The organism is Aeromonas sp. (assembly GCF_051657805.1).
GTDB lineage: Bacteria > Pseudomonadota > Gammaproteobacteria > Enterobacterales > Aeromonadaceae > Aeromonas.
Window position 1 is genome coordinate 1 of sequence record NZ_JBOFLJ010000008.1, and the last position, 24,702, is coordinate 24,702.

Here is a 24,702-nt window from a genome sequence, read left to right on the forward strand (position 1 = left end):
CTTTTAATCAATTGGTCGCTGGTTCGAATCCAGCACGACCCACCATCATTTCACCGTATCCCAGGTCGTTTAGCTCAGCTGGGAGAGCACCTCCCTTACAAGGAGGGGGTCACTGGTTCGAGCCCAGTAACGACCACCACTTTCTTGTCAAAGAAAGCCAGAAGCCCGCTGCATAGCGGGCTTTTTCGTTTTCGGGATTCGGTAACCGGCAGGAAAAATAATCTTCAGTGGCGAAGCAGACTTAGCCCGAGCCCCGGATTTGTTGATGGGTTTGTGGCCGGCTTCTGGGTATAATTTTCGCCTTTCCAAGCGTTGATGGAACAGTCGCAATGAGCAATGCACTGAGCAGTGTCCCTCCTGCCGTCGAGATGGACTATCCCTTCCCGGTCAAGCCGGCTCCCCTGACTGCCGAACAGAAGGCGGCTCTGATCACCGAGATCAAGGCGCTGCTCGAGACGCGTCAGGCCGTGCTGGTCGCCCACTACTACACGGATCCCGAGATCCAGGCGCTGGCGGAGGCCACAGGCGGTTTCGTCGGCGACTCCCTGGAGATGGCCCGTTTCGGCCGGGATCACGCCGCCCAGACCCTGATAGTGGCAGGGGTGCGCTTCATGGGAGAGACCTCCAAGATCCTGAGCCCCCACAAGCGGGTGCTGATGCCGACCCTGGAGGCCGAGTGCTCCCTCGATCTGGGCTGCCCCATCGATCAGTTCTCCGCCTTCTGTGACGCCCACCCCGACCACATAGTCGTGGTCTACGCCAACACCTCGGCGGCGGTGAAGGCGCGGGCCGACTGGGTGGTGACCTCCAGCATCGCCCTGGAGATAGTCGAGCACCTGGACAGCCAGGGCCACAAGATCATCTGGGGCCCGGACCGCCACCTCGGCGCCTACATCGAGAAGAAGACGGGGGCCGAGATGCTGCGCTGGCAGGGCCACTGCATCGTCCACGACGAGTTCAAGGCCCGGGCTCTGCGGGATCTGAAGGCCCAGAACCCGGATGCCGCCGTGCTGGTGCATCCCGAGTCGCCGGCTTCTGTCATCGAGCTGGCCGATGCGGTGGGCTCCACCAGTCAGCTCATCAAGGCGGCCAAGGAGTTGCCCCAGCGCAAGCTTATAGTCGCGACCGATCGCGGCATCTTCTACAAGATGCAGCAGGCCTGCCCGGACAAGGAGATGGTGGAGGCGCCGACCGGTGGCGACGGCGCCACCTGCCGCAGCTGTGCCCACTGCCCCTGGATGGCGATGAACGGCCTGGTGGCGATCAAGGAGGCCCTGACCGATGGCGCCGAGTGTCACGAGATTCTGGTGGACGAGGCGCTGAGGGTGAAGGCGCTGATCCCGCTGGATCGCATGCTGAACTTTGCCGCCGAGCTCAGGCTCAAGACGCAAGGCAATGCCTGAGCCACGGGTTGGTCAAGACAAGAAAGGGGCACCCATTGGGTGCCCCTTCTTCATGGTGGCTTGCCAGGAAAGCCCTTAATCAGAGGATCACGGTCGAGAAGCTGTGTTCCTCGTCCGGCGCTATGGTAACGCCGGCATCGGCGGTGATGGCCGCCTCGACGCAGAGCATGGTGCGATAACCGTCATCGCTCATGTCGGCCATGGCGCTGGCGCCTTCCAGCCAGGGGGTCCAGACCACGACGCTGTCGTGATTGCCACTGATCACCTGGGTGGTGCGCTCGCCATCCAAAACCCGCACCACGGGCTCGGGCTGGCGGTAGATGCGATCCATGGCCCCTGAGAGGGTCGCAACGCCTTGCTGTCGCTCATCCTGGCCGCTCAGCTTGTCGAGGTATGGTTCTCCCAGCCCGCTGACGCTGACGGCTTCCGGGGCGCTTATCTGCAGATAGGTGTGCAGGGCCGCGTTGTAGACGATCGGGTTGCTGCCTGTGTTGCGGGTGGTCAGGACCAGCGACAGCTCTTTGCCGACCAGCACGTCCAGCTCCAGCTCGAAGGCGTGGGGCCATTGGGCCCGGGTCGCCTCGCTGTCGCGCAGAGACAGATGGACGAGCGTGCCATCCTCGTGATCGGAGACGCCATCCAGCATCCACAGGGTGGTGCGAGCGAAGCCGTGGGCCGGCTTGCCCTGTCCCACCCGGGCGGGGGAGGGGCCAAACCAGGGCCAGCACAGGGGGATACCGCCGCGAATGGGCTTGCTGCCGTCCAGCACGGCTTTGTCGCTCAGCCAGAGGGAGTCTGGTTCGCCATGGCGCTGATAGCTCAGCACGTGGGCGCCAAACAGGCTGATCTCGGCCCGGGCACTGTCGTTGTTGATGGTGAGCACGGGCAGGCCGGCGGCGTTGTTGGCGAGCTTGCAGTGGGCTGTCAGGGGACGAATGGATTGCATGTGGGCTCCTGCCATGATGAAAACCGATAACAAAAAGGCGGCCAATGGCCGCCTTTTTTACGCTACGTGATTGCGCATCCCAAATTACTTGGAGATGTGAGCGATCAGGTCCAGAACCTTGCTGGAGTAGCCCATTTCGTTGTCGTACCAGGAGACGACTTTAACGAACTTGTCGTTCAGCTGGATACCAGCCTTGGCGTCGAATACGGAAGTCTGACGCTCACCCAGGAAGTCGGTGGAAACCACTTCGTCTTCGGTGTAACCCAGAACACCCTTCATGGCGCCTTGGGAGGCAGCCTTCATGGCTTCACAGATTTCTGCGTAGGTGGCGGCTTTCTTCAGGTTGACGGTCAGGTCAACAACAGACACGTCCGGAGTCGGAACGCGGAAGGCCATACCGGTCAGCAGACCCTTCAGCTCGGGGATGACCACGCCAACGGCCTTGGCAGCACCGGTAGAGGACGGGATGATGTTCTGAGCCGCACCGCGGCCACCGCGCCAGTCTTTGGCAGACGGACCATCAACGGTCTTCTGGGTAGCAGTGGTAGCGTGGACAGTGGTCATCAGGCCAGACTCGATACCGAAGGTATCGTTCAGAACCTTGGCGATGGGGGCCAGGCAGTTGGTGGTGCAGGAAGCGTTGGAAACGATGTCCTGGCCAGCGTAGGTCGCGTCGTTAACGCCCATGACGAACATCGGGGTCGCGTCTTTGGACGGACCGGTCAGTACGACTTTCTTGGCGCCGGCAGCGATGTGCTTGCGAGCGGTTTCGTCGGTCAGGAACAGACCGGTGGCTTCGGCAACAACGTCAACACCGATGTCGCCCCATTTCAGGTTCGCCGGGTCACGCTCAGCGGTAACACGCACGGTTTTGCCGTTGACGATCAGGTTGCCGTCTTTGACTTCAACGGTGCCATTGAAACGACCGTGAGTGGAGTCGTACTTCAGCATGTAAGCCATGTAGTCAACGTCGATCAGGTCGTTGATACCAACAACTTCGATGTCGTTGCGCTCAGCGGCCAGACGGAATACGAAACGGCCGATGCGGCCAAAACCGTTAATACCTACTTTGATAGTCATAATTGGTTACCTAACTGTTCAGTAGTCAAAGAAAATTCCGTTTGTAAATTTACTAGAACTCACCTGCGAGTCAACCAACAATCTGCGCGAAATTGCGCTATATCATGAAAAACTGTGAAATTTATTTTCGGTTTATGTAACTGGCTACCAACTTTTGTTGAATCCGTCATCAGTGGGATCCCGTCACAGCGATCAACAATAGTGCCTGTCCGGTCACACATCCAGCCGGGGAGATATGTAAAAATGTGCGCGGTTTAGCATGGCCCATAGAGCCACTGTTCAAGTACCACCCATAAAAATTAATCATATAGATAGAATCCACAGCGGGAATTCTCAAACTATGACCACCCTGATTGAACAGCTGGCTGCCGCCAAAGGTATCGCCAGTGAGTATGTTGATGCCTGGGGCAATCCGGCCCAGGTATCGGAAGAGAGCAAGGCCGCCATGCTGGGGGCCATGGGTTACCGCGTCGACGACGAAGGGGCCCTGACGCAGCAGCTGGAAGAGGAGCACCGCCAATACTGGCTGCGCCCGCTGGATCCCGTGATGGTGGTGCGCAGCGGCGAACCCATCAGCCTGGAAGTGCGCCTGCCTCTCGAATTCGTGAATGACGCCCTCGGCTGGCAACTGGTGCAGGAGCAGGGCGCCACCCTGTCCGGCCAGATCACCCCCATCGACGGGGAGCTGGTCGGTGTCGCCGAGTTTGAAGAGATGGAGTGCCAGGCCTATCGCGTGGCGCTGAGCGCTCAACCCGAGCTCGGCTATCACCAGCTGGTGCTGCTGGAGGAGGGCAACGACGAGCCGCTCGCCACCATGCGCCTCATCGTCGCCCCCAAGTCCTGCTACAAGCAGGCCCCTATCGCCAATGGCCAGAAGGTGTGGGGGCCGAGCGTACAGCTCTATTGCCTGCGCAGCCGCCACAACTGGGGCATGGGGGATTTCAGCGATCTTGGCCAGCTGGTCGAGAAAGCCGCCGCCTGGGGGGCTCACTTCGTCGGGCTGAACCCCATCCACGCCCTCTATCCGGCCAACCCGGAGAGCGCCAGCCCCTACAGCCCCTCTTCCCGTCGCTGGCTCAACGTGGCCTACATCGACGTGGAGGCGGTACCTGAGTTTCTGGCCAACGAACACCTCAAGGCCGAGGTCGCATCCCCCGCGTTCCAGCAGCATCTGGCCTCCCTGCGCGCCAAGGAGAACGTGGACTACACCGGCGTCATCCAGACCAAGATCGGCATGCTGCGCCAGGTGTTCGATCAGGGGGCGCTGACTGCCGAGCGCCAGGCCAGCTTCGATGCCTTCGTGGCGGCCGGTGGCGACAGCCTGCAACAGCAGGCGGTGTTCGATGCCCTGCAGGCCCACTTCTACGACAAGGGTGACAACGCCTGGGGCTGGCCGGTGTGGCCGGACGCCTTCCGCGATTATCACAACCCCGAGGTGGCGATCTGGACAGCGGAACACCAGGCCGATGTGAACTTCTATCTCTATCTGCAGTTCCTGGCGGACGAGCAACTGGCCCGGGCCGATGCCCGTGCCAAGGCGGCCGGCATGGTGATGGGGATCTACCGGGATCTGGCGGTGGGCGTCTCCGAAGGTTCCACCGAAATCTGGGCGAACCGAGATCTCTACTGCCCGAAAGCCTCGGTCGGCGCGCCGCCCGATATCCTGGGGCCGCTCGGTCAGAACTGGGGACTGCCCCCCATGAACCCGAACCAGCTGTTCGAGGCGGCCTATCAGCCCATGGTGGATCTGTTCCGCGCCAATATGCGCTCCTGCGGCGCACTGCGGATCGACCACGTGATGGCCTTGCTGCGCCTGTGGTGGGTGCCGCCCGGAGAGTCTGCCGCCAAGGGCGCCTACATCTATTACCCGGTCAACGACCTGCTGGGGATCCTGGCGCTCGAGTCCCACCGCAATCAGTGCCTGCTGATCGGCGAGGATCTCGGCACAGTGCCGGAAGGCATAGACGTCACTCTCAAGGAGAACGGCGTCCACTCCTACAAGGTGTTCTTCTTCGAGCGTTCCAAGGCGGACGGCGGCTTCATCTCCCCGGCGCACTACACCGAGCAGGCGATGTCGGCCCTGACCACCCACGACATGCCGACCCTCAAGGGCTTCTGGCATTGCGACGATCTGGCGCTGGGTCGTGAACTGGGATTGTACCCAGATGAAGAGGTACTCAAGACCCTGTATGCTGATCGCCACCAGGCCAAGCAGCGGATCCTCGACAGCCTGCACGCCCACGGGGTCATCTCGGGCAACATCAGCCACGACGTGAACTGGGTCGGCATGAACACCGAGCTCAACCACGGCCTGCAGTTGCACATGTCCCGCGGCAGTTGTGCCCTGTTCAGCACCCAGCTGGAAGACTGGCTGGAGATGGACAAGCCGGTGAACGTGCCGGGTACCAGCTACGAGTACCCGAACTGGCGTCGCAAGCTCTCCCGGGATCTGGAAGATATCTTTGCCGATGAGGCGCTCAAGGGATTGGCGGACAGGATGAGCCGGGCTCGTCATGAGGCCGGCCGTTGAGCCGCAGTCGCCAACTGACTCATATTCATCCGCTCCGGCTTCGGCCGGCGCGGATGTTCAGCCATGAAAGGAAATGTCGATGCCCGTTGAACGTTTGGTTGCCGCCCGCTGTGCCGATCCCTTCTCGTCCCTAGGCCTGCTGGCCAATCCGGGCGGGCCAGGTCTCAAGCTGACCGCCTGGTTGCCCGATGCCCTGGAGGTTCGCGTCAGGGATCTCAAGTCAGGCAAGATCGTTGCCACCCTGACCCCCACCGATGAATCGGGCCTTTTTGAAACTGTTTTCACCCGCCGCAAGAATCCCTTCCCTTATCAGCTGCTCGCCAGCTACCCCGATGCCAGTGCCGAGTTTGTCGACCCCTATCAGTTCCAGGCCGCCGCCTGGGAAGGGCTGGCGGAGCTGACCTGGCAACCCGAGAACCTCTACCATACCCTGGGCGCCCAGCTGCGCACCGTCGAATACCTCGGTCAGCGGGTGGAGGGGGTACGTTTCGCCGTCTACGCCCCGAGCGCCAGTGCGGTGAGCCTCATCGGTGACTTCAACTTCTGGGATGGCCGCCGTCACCCCATGCAGCGCAGCCAGTGCGGCCACTGGGTGCTGTTCGTGCCCGGTCTCAAGGCCGGGGATCGCTACAAGTTTGAACTGAAAGATCCGGCGGGCAACCGCCTGCCCCACAAGAGCGATCCGGTCGGCTTCTACTGCGAGCAGTATCCGTCGTTCGCCTCCGTCATCCATGACCACGACCAGTACCAGTGGCAGGACGCGGCCTGGCGCGAGAGCCAGCGCAATGACAAGCGGGAGCAGCCGATCTCCATCTACGAACTGCACGCGGGTTCCTGGAAGCGTCACCCCAACGGCGACAGCCTGAGCTGGCGCGAGCTGGCGGTGGATCTGGTCGACTACGTCAAGGAGATGGCCTACACCCACATCGAGCTGATGCCGGTCTCCGAGCACCCCTTCAGCGGCTCCTGGGGCTACCAGCCGGTGGGCATGTTCTCCCCCACCAGCCGTTTCGGCGGCGTCGACGACTTCAAGTACTTCGTGGACTGCTGCCACCAGGCGGGGATTGGCGTCATCCTGGACTGGGTGCCCGCGCACTTCCCGTCCGATGCCCACGGCCTGGCCCGCTTCGACGGCACTCCGCTCTACGAGTACGAGGATCCGCGCCGCGGCTGGCACCCGGACTGGAACTCCTACATCTATGACTTCGGTCGCAACAACGTGCGCCAGTTCCTGGTGGCGAGCGCCCTGTTCTGGCTCGACAAGTTCCATGTGGACGGGCTGCGGGTGGATGCGGTCGCCTCCATGCTCTATCTGGACTATTCGCGCAACGCCGGCGAGTGGGTGCCGAACGTCGATGGGGGCAACCACAACTACGAGGCGATCAGCCTGCTGAAGTGGACCAACGAGGAGGTGTACGGCAAGTATCCTCACGCCATGACCATAGCCGAGGAGTCCACCGCCTTCGCCGGGGTCTCCAGACCCACCTTCCTGGGGGGCCTGGGCTTTGGCTTCAAGTGGAATATGGGCTGGATGCACGACACCCTGAGCTACATGCAGAAGGAGCCCATTCATCGCCGCTATCACCACAACGAGATGACCTTCTCCATGGTCTACCACTATGACGAGAACTTCATCCTGGCCCTGTCCCACGACGAGGTGGTGCACGGCAAGCACTCCCTGCTCTACAAGATGCCGGGGGACGAGTGGCAGCAGGCCGCGAACCTGCGAGCCTACATGGGCTTCATGTACGGCCATCCCGGCAAGAAACTCAACTTCATGGGCACGGAGATCGCTCAGAGCAACGAGTGGAACCACGACGCCCAGCTGCCCTGGCACCTGCTGCAGTACCCCAAGCACGGCGGCCAGCAGCGCTTGATCCGCGACCTCAACCGGCTCTATCGTCATGATGCTGCCTTGTTCGAGGCGGACTATGAACGCAGCAGCTTCCGCTGGCTGGATCACAACGACGCGGACAACAGCATCTTCGCCTGGCTGAGGGCGGACAAGCGGGGTGAAGATCCCGTCATGGTGGCCAGCAACTTCACGCCGGTGCCGCGCATCGGCTACCGACTCGGGGTACCGGCGGCCGGCCGCTACCGGGTGGTGCTCAACACAGACAGTGAGCATTACTGGGGCAGCAACTATGATGTGGGCCTGGCCTTCGTCGCCGAGCCGACCCCCTGGCAGGGGATGGCGCACAGCATAGTGCTGGATCTGCCGCCGCTCGCGACCTTGTTCATCAAACAGGAGTCTTGATGTTTGTAATGGAAACCGGGGTGGATCACCCGCTGGGAGCCCGCCTCGACGAGACGGGCTGCCACTTCTGTGTCTGGGCACCCCAATCGGACAAGGTGGAGCTCTGTCTGTTCGACGAGCAGGAGCAGGAGCTGACCCGGCTGACCCTGCCCGGTCAGCGCGGCCAGTATCGCTTCGGCCATGTGCGCGGGGTCAGGGCCGGCCAGCGTTACGGTTATCGGGTTTATGGCACCCCCGATGAGGGCATGCTGTTCGACCCGGACAAGCTGCTGATCGACCCCTACGCCCGGGCGCTCAGCCGGCCGACCCACTGGGACGACGAGCAGTATGAGGGGGACAGCGCGGCCATGGTGGCCAAGTCCGTGGTGGTGGCGGACGACTTCGACTGGCAGGGGGTCGGCAAGCCGACCTTGCCCCCCGAGCGGGTCGTGCTCTACGAGACCCACGTCAAGGGCTTCACCCGCCAGCACCCTGGCATCCCGGAGGCGCTGCGCGGCACCTACCTCGGCATCTGCCACCCGCTGATGATCGAGCACATGCAGTCGCTGGGCATCACGGCGGTGCAGCTGATGCCGGTGGCGGCCTACATGTCCGAGCCCAGGCTGGCCCAGCTCGGGCTCACCAACTACTGGGGCTACAACCCCATCGCCTTCTTCGCCCCCGAGCCGCGCTACGGTACCGGGGAGGCGGTGACCGAGTTCAAGACCATGGTGCGCGAGCTGCACAGGGCCGGGATCGAGGTGATCCTGGACGTGGTCTACAACCACACCGCCGAGGCGGGGGTCGACGGCCCCATGCTGTCGCTGAAGGGATTCGACAACGCGGGCTACTACGCCTTCGAGAGCGGGGCCCACGGCCCGGATTACAACCGCCATGCCAACGTCACCGGCTGTGGCAACAGCGTCAACCTGGATCACCCCAACAGCCTGCGTCTGGTGTTGGACGCCCTGCGTTACTGGGTCACCGAGATGCAGGTGGACGGCTTTCGCTTCGATCTCGCCGTCACCCTGGCCCGGGAGGCGGGGGAGTTCGAGCCCATGAGCGCCTTCTTCAAGGCCATGATGGCGGATCCCGTGCTGGCGCGGGCCAGGCTCATCGCCGAGCCCTGGGATATCGGCCCGTTCGGCTATCGTCTCGGCCAGTTCCCGAGCCAGTGGCTGGAGGTCAACGACCGCTATCGCGACACGGTGCGCGCGTTCTGGCGCGGGGATGCGGGCAAGATGGGGGATCTGGCCACCCGGCTGGTGGGGTCCCGGGATCTGTTCCCGAAGAACTGGCGCTCCCCCCACTCCAGCGTCAACTACCTCTGTTATCACGACGGCTTCACCCTGGAGGATCTGGTCTCCTACAACCAACGCCACAACCAGGCCAACGGCGAGGACAACAGAGACGGCCACGGCAACAACCTCTCCTACAACCACGGGGTGGAGGGGCCGACCCTAGATCCCAAGGTGAACAACCTGCGCCAGCAGCAAAAGCGCAACCTGATAGCGACCCTGCTGCTCTCCCAGGGCACGCCGCACTTCCTGGCGGGGGACGAGATAGGCCGCAGCCAGCTTGGCAACAACAACGCCTACTGCCAGGACAACAGGATCAGCTGGGTCAACTGGCAGTGGCGGCCGGAGGACGAGCGGCTGCTCGCCTTCACCCGCCAGATGATGGCCCTGAGAGCCGAATCCACCGTCTTCTCCAACCTGCAGCTGAGCGACGACAGCTGGAATGGCAAGGCGACCAGTTGCCACAGGGTCAACTGGTATCACCCTGACGGTCATCAGCTTACCGATCAGGACTGGCACGCCCCCATGGGGCAGGCGTTCGCCATGGACATCGGCATGATCGACTGCGGCGGGGAGCGCTGGTACGTGCTGTTCAACGCCAGCGACTACGACATCCAGTTCAGGCTGCCGCCGGCGGGGGAGGGGATGGAGTGGGTCCAGCTCATCGACACCGCCACCAACGACGGCATGCCCTTCCTGCCCGATGACGTCAAGCGTCAGGTGGCTGTGGGTCACGCCCACTCCCTCAAGCTGCTGGAGCGGGTCGCCCTGTCGGCGGTGGCCCTGGCCAGGGAGGGAGTCGCGGCGGCGCCGGATGTTGCCACCGTGTTGCCAACGGGATCACAGTTCCCGCTGGCGGGCTAGAGTCAGGGCTCCCGAGTGGGTATGCTGGGCACCGGTTTGAGAGGCAAGGAGTCAGTATGAGCGGCAACAATTCCGAGCAATGGCGCACCAGGTTGAGCCCTGAGCAGTTTCACGTCTGCTGGGAGAAGGGCACGGAGCGGCCCTACAGCGGCGCCCTGCTCCACAATCGCAAGAGCGGCGACTACCAGTGCGTCTGTTGCAAGAGCGTGCTGTTTCACTCGGATGCCAAGTTTGACTCGGGCTGCGGCTGGCCCTCGTTCGATCGGGCCATCGAGGGGCGGGTGAACTACACGGAAGATCGCAGCCACGGCATGACCCGGGTGGAGATCACCTGCAGCCAGTGCGGCTCCCACCTGGGGCACGTCTTCCCGGACGGGCCGACCGAGACCGGTCAGCGCTACTGCGTCAACAGCCTGAGCCTGGATTTCGATCCCAAGGAGTGAAGGCTTCGCGGGCAACGAGATGGCAAGCGGCGTCCCTTAGCAGGGGCGCCGCTTTTTTATGGGTCTCAGCGCAGCAGCAGACTGGTGGTCACGAGCAGGGCGGCCAGCGGCAGTATGGGCAGTTTCAAGGCCCGCAGCAGGTAGAAACCGAGGGTGGCCAGCGCCAGATCGGTGGGGGTCAGCACGGCGCTCTGCCACACAGGTTGATAGAGGGCGGCCAGCAGCAACCCCACCACGGCGGCGTTGATGCCGCTCACGGCCCCCGCGAGGGCGGGACGGGTCAGCCAGCGCTGCCAGCAGGGGCCTATGGCCCACAGCAGCAGGAAGCCCGGCAGGAAGAGCGCCAGGGTCGCCAGCAGGGCCCCCGCCAGCGGGCTGGTCGGCAGCAGCAGGGCGCCGAGGTAGCTCGCCAGGGTGAACAGGGGGCCGGGCACCAGCTGGGCCAGGCCATAGCCGGTGAGGATCTGCGGCTGGCTCAGGGTCTGGCCCAGCCCCTCGCTCAACAAGGGCAGCACCACGTGGCCGCCGCCAAACACCAGGCTGCCCGCCCGGTAGAAATCCGCAAGCAGTCGGCCCGCTGGGCCATCGGCCAGCAGGGGCAGGCCGACAAACAAGAGGCCGAACAGCAGCAGGGTCGGCCAATGGGGTTGGCGAGTGGTGGGGGCGGCGGATAGGGGGGGAGGATCCGTCGCATCCTGCCCCTTGCCCAGGCGGGCACAGAGCAGGGCGGCCCCCGTCAGCAAGATAACCTGGGTCAGGAGCCCGGGTTGCCACCAGAGGGCGGCGGCGCTCACCACCATGATCCCCTGCAGCAGCCGGCTCTGGCAGAACTGGCGGCTCATGGTGAGCACCGCATCGGCCACCACCACCAGAGCCAGCAGCTTGAGGCCATGCAGGGCAGTCTCCAGCCAGAGGCTGTCAGTCAGCTGCGCCAGCCCGATGGCGGCGGCAAACAGCAGCAGGAAGGAGGGGAGGGTGAAGCCGATGAAGGCCGCCAGGGCGCCCCCGAGCCCGGCGTGCTGGCGCCCGATGGCGAAGCCGAGCTGACTGGAGGCTGGACCCGGCAGCAGCTGACACAGGGCCAGCTGGCGGGCAAACTCGGCCTGGCTGAGCCAGCCCAGCCGCTGGACGAAGGTACGCTGGAAATAGCCGATATGGGCGGCGGGGCCGCCGAAGCTGATGCAGCCAAGCCACAGAAATTGCAGGAAAACCGCCGTCACCCTTGCCACCTTCACCTCCAATCGAATGTGTCCGTGGAGCATATGACAGTTTTATGATGATTTGATGACGGGCTGATCAGGGCAGGTAAGGACGTCGCCCATCCTGAGGGGTCAGGCAGGTTGGCTTGGCTGTGGCAGGCACGCATCACCGGCGGTTAGCTTGTCGGCTGGCCTGGCTGCGGTAGATGACAATCGCCAACCAGTCAGCAAGGGGTTTGTTGCCAGGCCTTGGCTTACGCCGGCTGACCTGGTTGAGGGATATAGCAATCACCGGCCAGCCAGCAGGCGATGGACTGGCGGCTGGCATCGAAGTGGGGCTCCGGCAGCGCACGGGGATCGCACCAGACCCAGCCCTCGCACTTCTCCGGCTCCAGCAACCGGGGTTCTCCCTCCACCTCCGCCAGCAGGGTGACGGAGACATAGTGCAGCCCGCTCTCGCGCCAGGTCTCCAGGTTGTTGGTGACGGCGATGACCCGGGGCGTATCGATGACAAACCCCGTCTCCTCGGCCACCTCCCGGATGGCGGCGGACTCGAAACTCTCCCCCAGCTCCAGATGACCGCCGGCGATGGACCAGTAGGGGGCGTGGCTGCCCTTGCGCTTGCCGAGCAGCACCTGACCCTGTGCATTGGTCAGGATGACGCCGACACCGACGCGGGGATAGGGAGTGGACATGGGGGCTCCTTGCTGGGTTCGAGGCATCTGGCGGCCCATCCACCGGGATCTGCAAGGGGAGGGGACTCCTTGCGGGCGAGCGGGCTGCATAAAAAACGGGCCCACCTTAGGACGGTTGGGCCCGTTTCGCAAGCTCTCCAGCCGGGATAGGCCGGTTTTGCTACCTCAGCATCGGATAGATCCGGATAGATGACGCCTGTTCAAATGATGCATGTCACGCCAGCTTGACCAGCATCTTGCCGGTGTTTCGTCCCTCGAACAGCCCGATAAAGGCCTGGGGCATGCTGGCCAGCCCCTCATAGACGGTCTCCTCGCTCTGCAGGTCGCCGGCTTCGAAGGCGGGGATGGCCTCCGCCAGGAAGTCGCCATGGTGCTGCCAGTGATCGGAGACCAGCAGCCCCTGCAGCAGGATGCGCTTGCGGATGATCTGGGCCAGGTTGCGCGGGCCGCTGGCGCCGCCCTGGCTGTTGTACTGCTCGATGAGGCCGCACAGCACGATACGACCGTGCAGCGCCATGTGATTGAGGGCCGCCTCCAGCAGGGCACCGCCGACGTTCTCGAAATAGACCTGGATACCCTCAGGGGCGAGGCGGGCCAGCTCGGCATCGAGATCCGGCGTCTCCTTATAGTTGATCACCGCATCGGCCCCGAGCGTCTTGAGGTAGGCCACCTTGTCGGCGGAGCCGGTGGAGCCGATGACCCTGGCCCCGGCCCGCTTGGCGAGCTGGACCACCATGGTACCGACCGCCCCGGAGGCCGCCGAGACCAGCACCGTCTCGCCTGCCTGCAGGTGGGCGACCTGGTGCAGCCCGGCCCAGGCGGTCATGCCCGGCATGCCGAGGGCGCCGAGAAACAGCTGGGGCGGCAGCTCGGTGGCGGGCAAACGGGTCAGCAGCTCTCCCTTGGCGACGAAGGCGTCGCGCCAGCCCAGCATGCTGCTCACCCTGTCCCCCACCGCGAAGTCCGGGTGACGGGAGGCCTGTACGGTGCCGATGGCGCCGCCCTCCAGGGGGGCGTTGAGGGCGAAGGGGGGCACATAGCTCTTGGCCTCGCTCATGCGTCCGCGCATGTAGGGATCCACCGACAACCACAGGTTCGCGACCAGCACCTCTCCCTCCTGCAAGGGGGGCAGGGGCACGGCCTGCAGGCTGAAGTCGTCCTGGGTGGGCAGGCCGCTTGGGCGGCGCAGCAGCTGGATCTGATGGCTGAGCTGGCTCATGGTGTCTCTCCGAAGAAGGTGGATGGTAGGGGCATGGCTTGTTCAGCCGCCCCTGCCTCTGCCCGGCGTCCAGTGGTGACGCCTGACAGGGGGGATTTATCTTGCGTGCAAGTTAAATCCAGCCTAAACCTGAATGGAGGGGCTGGCAACTGGTTTGTGTACAAATTATTCAGCCCTATCGTCTCCTGGGGTATACTGGCCCCCCATGTCAGCGAGGTGTCCCATGAGTGAACTGAAAAAACAGGTCTGTTTCGCCCTCTACAGCGCCTCCAATGCGGTGATGCGCGCCTACCGGCCACTGCTGGACAAGCTGGATCTCACCTATACCCAGTATCTGGTGATGCTCTCGCTCTGGGCGCGGGACGAGGTCAGCCTCAAGGAGATAGGGCAGGAGACCGGGCTGGATGCGGGCACCCTGACCCCCATCGTCAAGCGGCTGGAGAGCAAGGGCTGGCTGACCCGCACCGTCTCGAGCGAGGATGAGCGGCAGAAGTGCATCCGGCTGACCGAGGCGGGGCGCGACTTGCAGCAGGGGGTGAAGGAGTGCTGTCTGGTGGATAACTTGCGCAGCCAGCTGGATCTGGACGATGCTGAACTGTCCCAGTTGAAGCAGCTCTGCGATCGCCTCGCGGCGCAGCTGGGGCGCTGAACCCGACCACAGCCCTGGGGAGCCCTCCGATGAAAACCCTGTTACCCCTGTTACCCCTGTTTGCCCTGCTGCTCGGCGCCTGCGCCGGCGGCACTTACCCCGTTTCGGAGCTGCAGATAGACGATGCGGACGCCTGGCAGGCCATCTGCAAGGACGGCGTCCGGGTGCGGGCCATCAGCGATGAGAAGATCTGCGATGCCCATCGCGGCGTGGCCATGTGGTTGAATAAACCAAGGTCTGTACGGATGGCAGAGGAAGCCGCCAAATAGTGTGATGCAGGCGTCATAAAATGACAAAACCGGCTCCTTGGCCGGTTTTTTTCGCGATCCCGCCAGCACTTTGCCGACTTGTTCATGGTGCACTCATTTTTCTCTTCCCATACTGGCCCCACAGTGCCAAAGGAGGAGAGAAGAGATGCAATCATCCATCGTCGGGCTCTCCATTCTGTGGGGGCTGGCCAGTTTTGGTGTTCAGGGGGATTTCATCGAGAGCCGTGATTCCGTTGCGCCGTCCTGGCAGGCCGAGTCCAGAGTGGAGATGGAAGGGTATTTGATCGAGTCATTGGGGGCGGATCGCTGGCTGTTCGACAACGGCAGCGAGAGCCTGCTGGTCTCCCTGCCCGAGGGGCAGTGGGTGCCGGAGGGGGAGCGACTGCGGCTCAGTGGCGAGCCCCAGCACGAGCAGGCCGGCTGGCTGCTGCAGGTGCAGGATGTGAGTCCGGTGAGCGTCTGAATGCAGGCCCAGGGATCACAGCCTTGAATAACCAGAGAGGAGGCCAGGGCCTCCTCTCTTGTCTTTCTATCCTTACCCCAGATGATTGAGGGGCAGCGCCGTCTTGTGCTTGATCCGGCGCAGCACGAAGCTGGAACGCACCCCGGTCACCCCGGGAATGTGGGTCAGCTTGTCCAGCAGGAAGTGCTGATAGTGCTCCATGTCCCGCACCACCACCTTGAGCTGATAGTCGGCATCGTTGCCGGTGATGAGATCGCACTCCAGCACCTCGGGCAGATCCTGGATGGCCTTGTCGAAACTCTCGAACCGCTCCGGGGTGTGCCTGTCCATGGAGATGTGGATGTAGGCGGTGAGGGTCAGCCCCAGCTGGCGGGCGTTGAGCAGGGTGACATGGGTATCGATGAGACCGGCATCCTCCAGGGCCTTGACCCGGCGGGAGCAGGGGGAGGGAGAGAGGCCGACCAGCTCGGCCAGCTCCAGGTTGCTGATGCGGCCATTCTCCTGCATCAGCTCCAGAATATGCCTGTCTATACGATCAAGTTTCAGCATTCTCCGTTCCTCGTTGCAATTACTAATTCACTTTTCCTAGATTAAGGGTGAACTATTGCAAAAACAACCGAAAATACCCGCTATTTCACAACCACTCACCGCACCGGCGGGGATATGATAATTCCATCTTCCGGTGGCAAAGCAGATATCCAACCAGGTCTCTGCGGCGAATGACCTCATCGGGTCAAGAGCCCCATCAGCCGTCCGACCTTATCGGGAAGTGACGGGCTGGAACGAGAGCATCTCCTCCCCGAAGGCAACAAAGCAGGCATCCCGGCGCCTGCTTTGTTGTTTTTGGGCTTTGGCATCAGGGCCGGATGCGATAGAGGCAGCGCCTGTCCCCGTCCAGCAGATATTGCTCCCGCTCCACCTCGGCCGGCGCCAGCAGCTGGCGAAAGATCGCCAGCTCGCTTCGGCAGAATCCCCGACAGGCGCGCGCCGCGGCGCAGATGGGGCAGTGACTCTCCCACCACAGCCAGCTGCCGTCCTCCTCCTGGCGCATGTCCGCCATATAGCCCTCCCGGCTGCGCAGCACCCTGAGGCTTGCCAGCTTGCCCTCCAGTTCGGTCTGGGTCAGCTCGGCGCGATAGCGGCCGAGCATCTGCTGCTCCCGTCGCGCTATGAGTTGCTCCATTCCCTCTTCGCCAAACAGCTGCTGAACGTCGTCGATGAGCTGCAGGGTCAGCTCGCTGTGGGTGTCGGGGAAGCGCTGCCAGGCCTGATCGGTCAGGTGCCAGAGCCGCATCGGCCGACCCCGGCCACGCGCCTCGTCGCTGAACCCTACCCAGCCCTCGGCCTCCAGCGCGATCAGATGCTGGCGGGCCCCCATGGAGGTCATCTGCAACTGATCGCCGAGGGCGGCGGCGCTCTGGGGCCCCTGGCTCTTCAACAGGTACAGGATCTTGTCGGTGCTGGCATTCATGGGCTGGCTCTCGTTATCGACAGATGCGCATTGGGGCATTTCTAGCAGGCCTTGATGGGCCCATTATGGGGAGGGGAGCCGTTTAAATCAATAATTCGCTTTACTTAATGGGACGACTCATCTCAGTATAAATAAACAAATGACTTTATTTAATGAGGCGGACATGGAAGGAATCAAGACGCAGGCCACCCTCTGGGTGCTGGTGATGACGGTGACCCTGGCGGTGGCGGGTTTCAGCCTGCCATCCCCGGTGCTGGCGCCCCTGATGCTGGATCCGGCCCAGGGCATGCTGAGCCCGGAGGCGTCGGACTGGAGCCGCAAGGTGTGGCTCGGGGTCATCATGGGGCTCTACCCGCTGTTCCAGCTGCTGGGGGCCCCCTGGCTCGGCAAGCTGTCGGATCGCTATGGCCGCAAACCGGTGCTGACCCTCTGCCTGGTCGGCGTGCTGGCTGGTTACGCCCTGATGGCGCTCGGCATCGCCTGGCGCTCCCTGCCGCTGCTCTTGCTGAGCCGGGTGCTGGAGGGCTTCTTCAACGGCGACATCGCCATCGTCCAGGCCATGGCGGCGGACATGAGCACCCCCAAGACCAAGGCGCGCAACTTCGCCAGGATCAACATCGGCATGAACCTGGGTTGGGTGCTTGGGCCCATGATAGGGGGCTATGCCGCGGTGATCTCCGGGGATTACAGCCTGGCGGCCTGGCTGGCGGTGGCCATGACGGCGGTCAACCTGCTGCTGATCCTCTGGCTCATTCCGAATCGGCCGCCGGTGGCAGCGGAGCAGACTCTGGCGCCGCTCTCCACCTGGCAACTGCTGCAACAGCCCAGGCTGCTGCCCTACTTCGTGCTGACCCTGCTGAGCTATGGCGCGGTGCAGCTCTACTTCACCTACTTCAACGTCTGGTTGGTGGAGCGGCTGGCCTGGGATCCGGTGCAGCTGGCTCAGGCAGCCGTGCTGGTGAGCGTCCCCATGATGCTGGGCTCCTGGCTCGGGGAGCTGCTGGCCCGCCACTGGCGCGGCAGCACCCTCGGCATCGTCGGCCATCTGGTGATGGCGGCGGGCATGATGATGTTCGTGCTGCCGAGCCAGTGGTGGGGGTTGGCGCTCACCTTTATCCCGGCGGGCATCGGCATGAGTCTGGGGGAGCTGGCCACCTCGGTCGCCATCTCCAACCGCAGCCACGCCAGCCAGCAGGGGCAGGCGATGGGGCTCTATCGCGGGCTGGCGGTGGGCAGCGAGATCCTGGCGGTGGTGGTGGGCAGCCTGGTGCTGCTGGCGGGCACCCAGTGGCCCTTCTACCTGGCGACCCTGTGCGGGCTGCTCTGCGCGCTCGGCTTCTACGGTCTGCGCCGGGCGGCGGACAGGGAGCCGCAGCAAGGCACGGCGGTCGAGCCCGGTTGATCCCGGGCGCAGGGGGGATCACAAATTGGCGCCGGCGGAGCAGGGGAGACTTGCATCGCGGCGCCGACTCTGGGACGGTATGGCTCTTCGATCCTTTCCCCCTGTCGCTCGGCCACCCGCTCTCATCCCGGGCCCCGCGATACCCTGCCTTTGGAGGTGATATGAGTCGTTTTCAGGCCATTGCGTTGGACATGGACGGTACTTTGTTGACCCGGGATCACAAGATCTCGTCCGCAACCCGGGCGGCCCTAGCCCAGGCCCGCGCCCACGACATCAAGGTGCTGCTGGTGACCGGGCGCCACTACATGACGGCGCGACCCTTTCATCACGAGCTGGCCCTCGACACCCCCATCATCTGCAGCAACGGCGCCTACCTCTACGATCCAGGACAAGACCGCATCCTGGCGGGGGATCCCCTGGCGGTCGGGCCGCTGCGGGCGCTGCTGGCCGAGGCCCTGGCCCAGCAGATGGAGGCGCAGTTCCACCTGAGCGACGGCATCGGCTACATCGGCTGCGAGGATTATGTGGCCCGGATCCAGCACAGATCCGATAACCTGCCCGATCACCTCAAGATCTCCCTGCTGCCGGCGGACGATCTCGAGGCCTGGCTGAAAAAACCGGTCTGGAAGCTGGAGCTGTTCAACCAGGATCCGGGTCGCTTGCATCGCTTCGTGGGGGAGGTGGTGCAGGGCATGCCCTTTACCCAGGACTGGGCGGCCCCCTATGCGGTGGAGCTGGTGCAACCCGGCTGCAGCAAGGGCAACCGGCTGGCCCAGTGGGCCGCGAGTGAAGGCATAGGGATGGAGAACGTGGTGGCGTTTGGGGACAACAACAACGACATCAGCATGTTCGAGCAGGTCGGGCTGGCGGTGGCCATGGGCAATGCGGCCCCCCAGATCCAGGCCCACGCCCATCAGGTGACCGCGGATCACAACGAGGATGGCATCGCGCTGGCACTGCAGCGCTGGGTACTGCCCTGAGCTAGGTTTTACCCTGAATAGGCAAGAGCCCCGCCGGGCGGCGGGGCTCTGCGGGGATCAGTTGCCGAAAGAGAACTGGATCACCCGATCCGGGAAGCGAATGCGGTTGTACTCCCGGCGCGCCCCCTCGTAGTGGCGGATGGCCCGCTCACGCTGGGCGCGGTAGTAGTCTCGCTGTTTGCTGTCGTTCTCGTTTCGGATCTGCTGATCCAGCTGATAAATGTCCCGCTCGGTGCGCTCCAGTTCCTGCTGCAACTCGCTTAAGCGCTGGGCCACCAGGAACTCCTTGCGACCGCGCTCGAACTGGGTGAGGAAGGTCGTATCATTGGGGCAGACCCCCAGGTACTCGTTCCCCTCCCGCCCCTTGCTGTAGGCGAGCTCGGGGATGCAGTAGAGCTCCAACCCCTTGGCGTAACCCCGCTGCCACTCGGCCTCGTCCACCTTGAGGCCATATTCCCCGCAGGTCTTGCTGTAGCCGCTGCTGGCCGTGCGGGTCTTGCCCTCGGTCCCATCCTGATAGCCCTGGTTGTACCAACTCATGGCGCGGCACTCCTCCTCGGACAGGGAACTGCAACCGGCGAGCAGCAGGGGCAGGGTCAGCAACAGCATCCTTGGGGACATGGGAGGGCTCCTAATGTGAAAGTGCAGGCATTCTAGTGAGGAAGCCGGGAAGGGACAAGGGCCGCGGCAGAGTCAGGTGTTGTGATATTTTTGTCATTATTTTCAACCTGTTATGAACGGCTTTCGGGCAACCTTTCCTTGCCGGGGGAGGCAGGGTAAACTGCGCCTACTTTTAACTGGCGCGTAACAAAAATAATGAAAGTCCTGACCGTTGATTACCGCTCCCCCGACGCGGCGGAGCGCTTCACCGAATCCCTGCGTACCACGGGCTTCGGGGTACTGACCAACCACCCCATTCCGAAGGAGTTGGTGCAGTCCATCTATGACAACTGGTATCGCTTCTTCATGAGCGAGCAGAAGCACGACTTCCTGTTCAATCGCGAGACCCAGGATGGCTACTTCCCGCCGTCGGTTTCCGAGGTGGCCAAGGGCAACACCCAGAAGGACATCAAGGAGTACTTCCACCTCTATCCCTGGGGTCAGATGCCAGAAGAGCTGAAGGCCCAGGCGATGGAGTACTACGCCCTCGCGAACAATTTGGCCGCTGAGCTGCTCGGCTGGGTGGAGCAATACACCCCGAAGGATATAGCCGCCCACTACAGCTGTCCCCTCTCCTCCATGATCGAAGAGAGCCAGAAGACCCTGCTGCGGGTGCTGCACTATCCGCCGTTCGACGGCACCGAGGCGCCGGGCGCCATCCGCGCCGCCGCCCACGAGGACATCAACCTGCTCACCATCCTGCCCGCCGCCAACGAGCCGGGTCTGCAGGTGAAGGGCTCCGACGGGGAGTGGATGGACGTGCCCTGCGACTTTGGCACCCTGATCATCAACATAGGTGACATGCTGCAGGAGGCCTCCCACGGCTACTACCCCTCCACCACCCACCGCGTCATCAACCCGACCGGTGGCAGCGTCAGCAAGTCCCGCATCTCCCTGCCGCTGTTCCTGCACCCGCGCCCGGACGTGGTGCTCTCCGAGCGTCACACCGCCCACAGCTACCTGATGGAGCGGCTGCGGGAGCTGGGGGTTATCTAGTCCCAGACCGTTTTCCAGAGTATTCAAAACCGGAGCAAAAATGCTCTGGTTTTTGTTTTGTGGCACGAATGGGCGATAAACCGAATATTGTTAGTCATTGCTGCTAATAAGTCGGTTTTAAGCCAGAGATACGACGAGTGATTGCAGAGGGTCAGGGGTAGTCTGAGCACCATTCTGGGCCCCTCTGGGTGGGCCCCCCGATTGGAGTTCTTATGAAGCAGTCCCAATGGTCATCCCGGCTCGGTTACATCCTGGCCGCCGCGGGTTCCGCGGTCGGTCTCGGTGCCATCTGGAAGTTCCCCTATGTCACCGCCGCCAACGGCGGGGGCGCCTTCCTGCTGGTGTTCCTCTTGTTCAGCTTCACCCTGGGGGTGGCGGTGCTGATGGGGGAGACATTGCTCGGCAGCCTGACCCGGCGCGGCGCCGTGGGGGCCTTCGGTGAGCTGATGGGCAAGCGCTGGCGCTGGGTCGGCGCCATGGGGCTCTTGTGTAGTCTGCTGATCTACTGCTTCTACAGCGTGGTGGGGGGCTGGACCCTGGGCTACACCGGCATGGCGCTGGCGGGTGAGCTGCGTCACGGCGATGGGACGGCCCTCACCGCCCGCTTCAACGACTATGTCGGGGATCCCCTCTGGCCCGTGCTGACCCATCTGCTGTTCGCGGGTCTCACCTGGTGGTTCGTGCAGGGCGGGGTGCAGAAAGGGGTGGAGCGTACCCTGCGCTGGATGATGCCGGCCCTCTTCATCATGATCCTGCTGCTGGTGGCGTTCGGCCTGACCCTGCCCAATGCCATGGCCGGGGTGCGCCACTTCCTGATGCCGGACTTCAGCAAGCTCGGTATGTCCGGGGTGCTGGACGCCCTGGGGCTGGCCTTCTTCTCCCTCTCCATCGGTCTCGGCATCCACACCACCTATGGCGCCTACCTGCCGAGCAGCGAGGGGGTCGGCCGCTCCAGCCTCTGGGTGGTGCTGCTGGCGAGCCTCATCGCCGTGCTGGCGGGGCTGATGATCTTCCCCGTGCTGGCGGCGACCGGTATCGATCCCGCTTCGGGCCCGGGTCTCACCTTCATGACCATGCCTGCGGTGTTCCAGCAGTTGCCGTTTGGCCAGGGGCTGGCGGTGGTGTTCTTCGCCCTGCTGGTGGTGGCGGCGCTCTCCTCTTCCATCTCTCTGCTGGAGCATCTGCAGTGCTTCCTTTGCGAGAGTTTCGGCTGGTCGCGCCGCGCGTCTTGCAGCCTGATCACAGGGGTGGTGATGGCGGGGGGGATCCCGGTCAGCCTGTCGTTCGGCCCCTGGGCAAGCGTCACCTTGTTTGGCAAGAACATCTTCGAGCTGCTGGATTTCATCACCTCCAACCTGATGATGCCCATGTTCGGGCTGGCCCTCACCCTGTTGCTCGGCTGGAAGCTTGGCCGCCGTGCACTGCCCGAGGGGCTAGCGCCCCACTGGCGCCGGCTGGTGATGGGCTGCTGGCGCTGGGTCGCGCCCCTGCTGATCGGCGGCATCCTGGTGCGGGGCCTGCTGTGAGCCCGGCGGGCGAGCCGATGGCTCGGCGTCGCGGTTGCCAAGCCATGGCCGGGGCATGCTCTCTGATATCATTGACGATATATAAAATTCTTACGCATGCTAAGTGTTTAGCATTTAATATTGCGTGTTGATATTACGCATCGCCATGTTGCTGTTTTATGGGGCTAAGTGGTCTATTAACTGTCAACTTCTCTTGCCATGGTTTAGGCTGTGACTCCTTTTTGCCGTGCAGGTTGCTCGCTTCATGTCACCTCTCATCGCCTCCTTTGGTCGATTTTTTAGCTCGCAAGAGAGGTGACCTTGCACGCGCAGTTTGTCTGAATGTTCATTGCAAAGGTCGCCAGAGGCGGCCTTTTTTATTTCCCGTCATGGTCAGGAGTCTCGATTCGATGTTGTCTTACCCGGAGGTTGTATGAGCCAGGTTCAGTGGTCTTCCCGTCTTGGGCATGTGTTGGCGGCGGCCGGCACCGCCATCGGTCTCGGTGCCATCTGGAAGTTTCCCTATGTGACCGCTACCAACGGCGGTGGCGCCTTCCTGCTGGTGTTCCTGCTGTTCAGCTTCACCCTGGGGGTGGCAGTGCTGGTGGGGGAGACACTGCTCGGCAGCCGCAGTCAGCGCGGGGTGCTCGGCGCCTTTAAAAAACTGGTGGGGCCGAACTGGCGCTGGATGGGTTACATGGGGATCTTGTGCGGCTTCTTCATCTACAGCTTCTACAGCGTGGTGGGGGGCTGGACCGTGGGTTATGCGGCGCTGGCGGTGATGGGCAAGCTGAACCTGAGCGAGGGCCCGGCGCTCACCGCCCTGTTCAACGGCTATGTCAGCCACCCCTGGTGGCCCGTGCTGACCCATCTGGTGTTCGCGGGCCTCACCTGGTGGTTCGTGCAGGGGGGCATCCAGAAGGGGGTGGAGCGGGCGCTGCGCTGGATGATGCCGGCCCTGTTCATCATGATGTTGCTGCTGGTGGGGGTGGGGCTCTCCATGCCGGGTTCCATGGCCGGGGTGCGCCAGTTGCTGCTGCCGGACTTCTCCATGCTCACCGGCCAGAGTGTACTGGATGCCCTGGGGCTCGCCTTCTTCTCCCTCTCCATTGGCCTGGGGGTCCACACCACCTATGGCGCTTATCTGCCTAACAGCGACGGGGTGCTGAAATCCGGCGTCTGGGTGGTGACCCTGGCGAGCCTCATCTCCGTGCTGGCGGGGCTGATGATCTTCCCGGCGCTGGCGTCCACGGGTATCGACCCGACTGCGGGGCCAGGGCTCACCTTTATGACCATGCCCGCCGTGTTCAACCACCTGCCGTTTGGCCAGGGGTTGGCGGTGGTCTTCTTCCTGTTGCTGCTGGTGGCGGCGCTCTCCTCCTCCATCTCCATGCTGGAGCACCTGGTGCGCTTCACCACAGAGGAGTGGGGCTGGTCCAGGCGCGGCGCCTGCCGAGTGCTGACCCTGCTGATCATGGCCTCCGGCATCCCGGTCAGCCTGTCGTTCGGCCCCTGGAGCGAGCTGACCCTGTTTGGCAAGACCATCTTCGATCTGCTGGACTACCTCACCTCCAACCTGATGATGCCGCTGTTCGGCCTGGTGCTGACCCTGCTGCTGGGCTGGCGCCTCGGGGATGTGATCCTGCCCGCCGGCCTCTCCCCCGTGCTGCGCACCTGCCTGCTCTGGTGCTGGCGGCTGGTGGCGCCGCTGCTGATCACCGGCATCTTGGTGCGAGGCATCCTCTGATCCTGCTTGGCGTCCGTGGTGGCTGACAGAAGGATACGGTGGTAAACGATGCCATTGCTGCTCATCGGCATCCTGGTGCCGGGACGCGTTTAACAAGCAGGGCGTTATAAAACGAGAGGGGTTGGCCAGTGGCCAACCCCTCTTTGCATCGGGCGCCGCTTATTGCAGGCCCGGACCCTTGGCGGAGAAGGGGCAGTCCGCCTGCTGGATGAGGCGCCGGCCCTGATGACCGTTGCCCTGCCAGGTGAGATCGAGTCGGCCGAGTTGGCCGAGATGGCGCAGCTCGAACTCGTAGCGCAGGCAGGGGTTGTCGGTGGGTAGCGTCTTCATGCCTGCCGGTAGCAGGTAGCGGTAACGCAGCAGGGGGCCGTCCTGCAGTTGGATCTCGTCGGGCACCAGCCCCTCTGCCGTGGGGCTGGGGGCCTTGAGGAAGCGGCGCAGAGACGCGGGGGCGTCGATGGCCTTCTGATAGTGGAGCCCGTTCATGGCCGCCAGCTCCTCCTCCAGTCGCTCCAGCTCCCCTTCCAGACCGGTGACGGCCTGACTGAGTTGTTGATGGGCAGGGGAGGCGCACCCCCCCAACAGCAGGGCGGTGAGCAACAGGGTGGTGCGGGAGGGGGACATGGGGGCTCCTTGGGCTGAAACGG

At 63.4% G+C, this 24,702-nt stretch carries 22 protein-coding genes and 1 tRNA gene; 14 read left to right on the forward strand and 9 right to left on the reverse strand.

The features are described 5' to 3' along the window. The first annotated feature begins 63 nt into the window (after window positions 1–63). A tRNA-Val gene (locus tag ACRCYW_RS02405) sits at window positions 64–139 on the forward strand. A 190-nt stretch (window positions 140–329) separates the two neighbouring features. Next, on the forward strand, window positions 330–1,403 hold the full coding sequence (gene nadA / locus ACRCYW_RS02410; RefSeq protein ID WP_438548595.1) for a quinolinate synthase NadA: 1,074 nt from the start codon (window positions 330–332) through the stop codon (window positions 1,401–1,403). Window positions 1,404–1,482: 79 nt separating this feature from the next. On the opposite strand, the gene ACRCYW_RS02415 is transcribed toward nadA, so the two are convergent. Together ACRCYW_RS02415 and gap are read right to left on the reverse strand one after the other, a co-directional pair. Beyond that, on the reverse strand, window positions 1,483–2,349 hold the full coding sequence (locus ACRCYW_RS02415) for a D-hexose-6-phosphate mutarotase (protein ID WP_438548596.1): 867 nt from the start codon (window positions 2,347–2,349) through the stop codon (window positions 1,483–1,485). Window positions 2,350–2,433: 84 nt separating this feature from the next. After that, the gene (gene gap / locus ACRCYW_RS02420) at window positions 2,434–3,429 is read right to left on the reverse strand and encodes a type I glyceraldehyde-3-phosphate dehydrogenase (RefSeq protein ID WP_438548597.1); all 996 of its coding nucleotides are present in this window, start codon (window positions 3,427–3,429) and stop codon (window positions 2,434–2,436) included. A gap of 340 nt (window positions 3,430–3,769) precedes the next feature. Here gap and malQ point away from each other — a divergent pair, with 340 nt between their 5' ends. From malQ to msrB, 4 genes are all read left to right on the forward strand, one after another. After that, the gene (gene malQ, locus ACRCYW_RS02425) at window positions 3,770–5,959 is read left to right on the forward strand and encodes a 4-alpha-glucanotransferase (RefSeq protein ID WP_438548598.1); all 2,190 of its coding nucleotides are present in this window, start codon (window positions 3,770–3,772) and stop codon (window positions 5,957–5,959) included. 79 nt (window positions 5,960–6,038) lie between these two features. After that, window positions 6,039–8,216 carry a 1,4-alpha-glucan branching protein GlgB gene (gene glgB, locus ACRCYW_RS02430; RefSeq protein WP_438548599.1) on the forward strand — a complete coding sequence of 726 codons (2,178 nt, stop codon included), beginning with the start codon at window positions 6,039–6,041 and terminating at the stop codon, window positions 8,214–8,216. Further along, complete coding sequence (glgX, locus tag ACRCYW_RS02435) at window positions 8,216–10,357, forward strand: glycogen debranching protein GlgX (protein WP_438548600.1); 2,142 nt, start codon at window positions 8,216–8,218, stop codon at window positions 10,355–10,357. The genes glgB and glgX overlap by 1 nt, the downstream gene beginning before the upstream one ends. A gap of 56 nt (window positions 10,358–10,413) precedes the next feature. Next, window positions 10,414–10,800 carry a peptide-methionine (R)-S-oxide reductase MsrB gene (msrB, locus tag ACRCYW_RS02440; RefSeq protein WP_438548601.1) on the forward strand — a complete coding sequence of 129 codons (387 nt, stop codon included), beginning with the start codon at window positions 10,414–10,416 and terminating at the stop codon, window positions 10,798–10,800. Between the two features lie 65 nt (window positions 10,801–10,865). Here msrB and chrA read toward each other — a convergent pair whose 3' ends face one another. From chrA to ACRCYW_RS02455, 3 genes are all read right to left on the reverse strand, one after another. Next, on the reverse strand, window positions 10,866–12,020 hold the full coding sequence (chrA, locus tag ACRCYW_RS02445) for a chromate efflux transporter (protein ID WP_438548602.1): 1,155 nt from the start codon (window positions 12,018–12,020) through the stop codon (window positions 10,866–10,868). Window positions 12,021–12,253: 233 nt separating this feature from the next. Further along, window positions 12,254–12,694, reverse strand: a complete 441-nt coding sequence (locus ACRCYW_RS02450) for a nucleotide triphosphate diphosphatase NUDT15 (protein ID WP_438548603.1) — start codon at window positions 12,692–12,694, stop codon at window positions 12,254–12,256. Between the two features lie 214 nt (window positions 12,695–12,908). Next, entirely contained in the window at window positions 12,909–13,913 is a 1,005-nt protein-coding gene (locus ACRCYW_RS02455; RefSeq protein ID WP_438548604.1) for an NADP-dependent oxidoreductase, read from the reverse strand. A gap of 223 nt (window positions 13,914–14,136) precedes the next feature. Between ACRCYW_RS02455 and ACRCYW_RS02460 the strand changes: the two genes are divergently transcribed. The 3 genes from ACRCYW_RS02460 (at window position 14,137) to ACRCYW_RS02470 (ending at window position 15,294) form a co-directional block, all read left to right on the forward strand. Then, complete coding sequence (locus tag ACRCYW_RS02460; protein WP_438548605.1) at window positions 14,137–14,562, forward strand: MarR family winged helix-turn-helix transcriptional regulator; 426 nt, start codon at window positions 14,137–14,139, stop codon at window positions 14,560–14,562. A 29-nt stretch (window positions 14,563–14,591) separates the two neighbouring features. Next, window positions 14,592–14,831, forward strand: coding sequence for a hypothetical protein (locus ACRCYW_RS02465; protein WP_438548606.1), 240 nt, complete (start codon window positions 14,592–14,594; stop codon window positions 14,829–14,831). Between the two features lie 145 nt (window positions 14,832–14,976). Next, on the forward strand, window positions 14,977–15,294 hold the full coding sequence (locus tag ACRCYW_RS02470) for a hypothetical protein (protein WP_438548607.1): 318 nt from the start codon (window positions 14,977–14,979) through the stop codon (window positions 15,292–15,294). Window positions 15,295–15,366: 72 nt separating this feature from the next. Here the strand turns inward: ACRCYW_RS02470 and ACRCYW_RS02475 are convergent, their stop codons facing one another. After that, entirely contained in the window at window positions 15,367–15,843 is a 477-nt protein-coding gene (locus tag ACRCYW_RS02475; protein ID WP_349919504.1) for an Lrp/AsnC family transcriptional regulator, read from the reverse strand. 307 nt (window positions 15,844–16,150) lie between these two features. Next, entirely contained in the window at window positions 16,151–16,765 is a 615-nt protein-coding gene (locus tag ACRCYW_RS02480) for a helix-turn-helix transcriptional regulator (protein WP_438548608.1), read from the reverse strand. A gap of 163 nt (window positions 16,766–16,928) precedes the next feature. Between ACRCYW_RS02480 and ACRCYW_RS02485 the strand changes: the two genes are divergently transcribed. Then, complete coding sequence (locus tag ACRCYW_RS02485; protein ID WP_438548609.1) at window positions 16,929–18,167, forward strand: MFS transporter; 1,239 nt, start codon at window positions 16,929–16,931, stop codon at window positions 18,165–18,167. Between the two features lie 161 nt (window positions 18,168–18,328). Further along, window positions 18,329–19,147: a Cof-type HAD-IIB family hydrolase gene (locus tag ACRCYW_RS02490; protein WP_438548610.1), complete on the forward strand. Its 819-nt coding sequence runs from the start codon at window positions 18,329–18,331 to the stop codon at window positions 19,145–19,147. A gap of 57 nt (window positions 19,148–19,204) precedes the next feature. Here the strand turns inward: ACRCYW_RS02490 and ACRCYW_RS02495 are convergent, their stop codons facing one another. After that, window positions 19,205–19,768: a DUF2799 domain-containing protein gene (locus ACRCYW_RS02495; protein WP_438548611.1), complete on the reverse strand. Its 564-nt coding sequence runs from the start codon at window positions 19,766–19,768 to the stop codon at window positions 19,205–19,207. 195 nt (window positions 19,769–19,963) lie between these two features. Here ACRCYW_RS02495 and ACRCYW_RS02500 point away from each other — a divergent pair, with 195 nt between their 5' ends. From ACRCYW_RS02500 to ACRCYW_RS02510, 3 genes are all read left to right on the forward strand, one after another. Next, window positions 19,964–20,803 (forward strand): isopenicillin N synthase family dioxygenase, encoded by an 840-nt coding sequence (locus tag ACRCYW_RS02500; protein WP_438548612.1) that lies wholly within the window; start codon window positions 19,964–19,966, stop codon window positions 20,801–20,803. Between the two features lie 212 nt (window positions 20,804–21,015). Then, window positions 21,016–22,329, forward strand: coding sequence for a sodium-dependent transporter (locus tag ACRCYW_RS02505; protein ID WP_438548613.1), 1,314 nt, complete (start codon window positions 21,016–21,018; stop codon window positions 22,327–22,329). A 412-nt stretch (window positions 22,330–22,741) separates the two neighbouring features. After that, the gene (locus ACRCYW_RS02510; RefSeq protein ID WP_438548614.1) at window positions 22,742–24,055 is read left to right on the forward strand and encodes a sodium-dependent transporter; all 1,314 of its coding nucleotides are present in this window, start codon (window positions 22,742–22,744) and stop codon (window positions 24,053–24,055) included. Window positions 24,056–24,214: 159 nt separating this feature from the next. Here ACRCYW_RS02510 and ACRCYW_RS02515 read toward each other — a convergent pair whose 3' ends face one another. Beyond that, window positions 24,215–24,679, reverse strand: coding sequence for a hypothetical protein (locus ACRCYW_RS02515; protein ID WP_438548615.1), 465 nt, complete (start codon window positions 24,677–24,679; stop codon window positions 24,215–24,217). Between the last annotated feature and the right edge of the window lie 23 nt (window positions 24,680–24,702).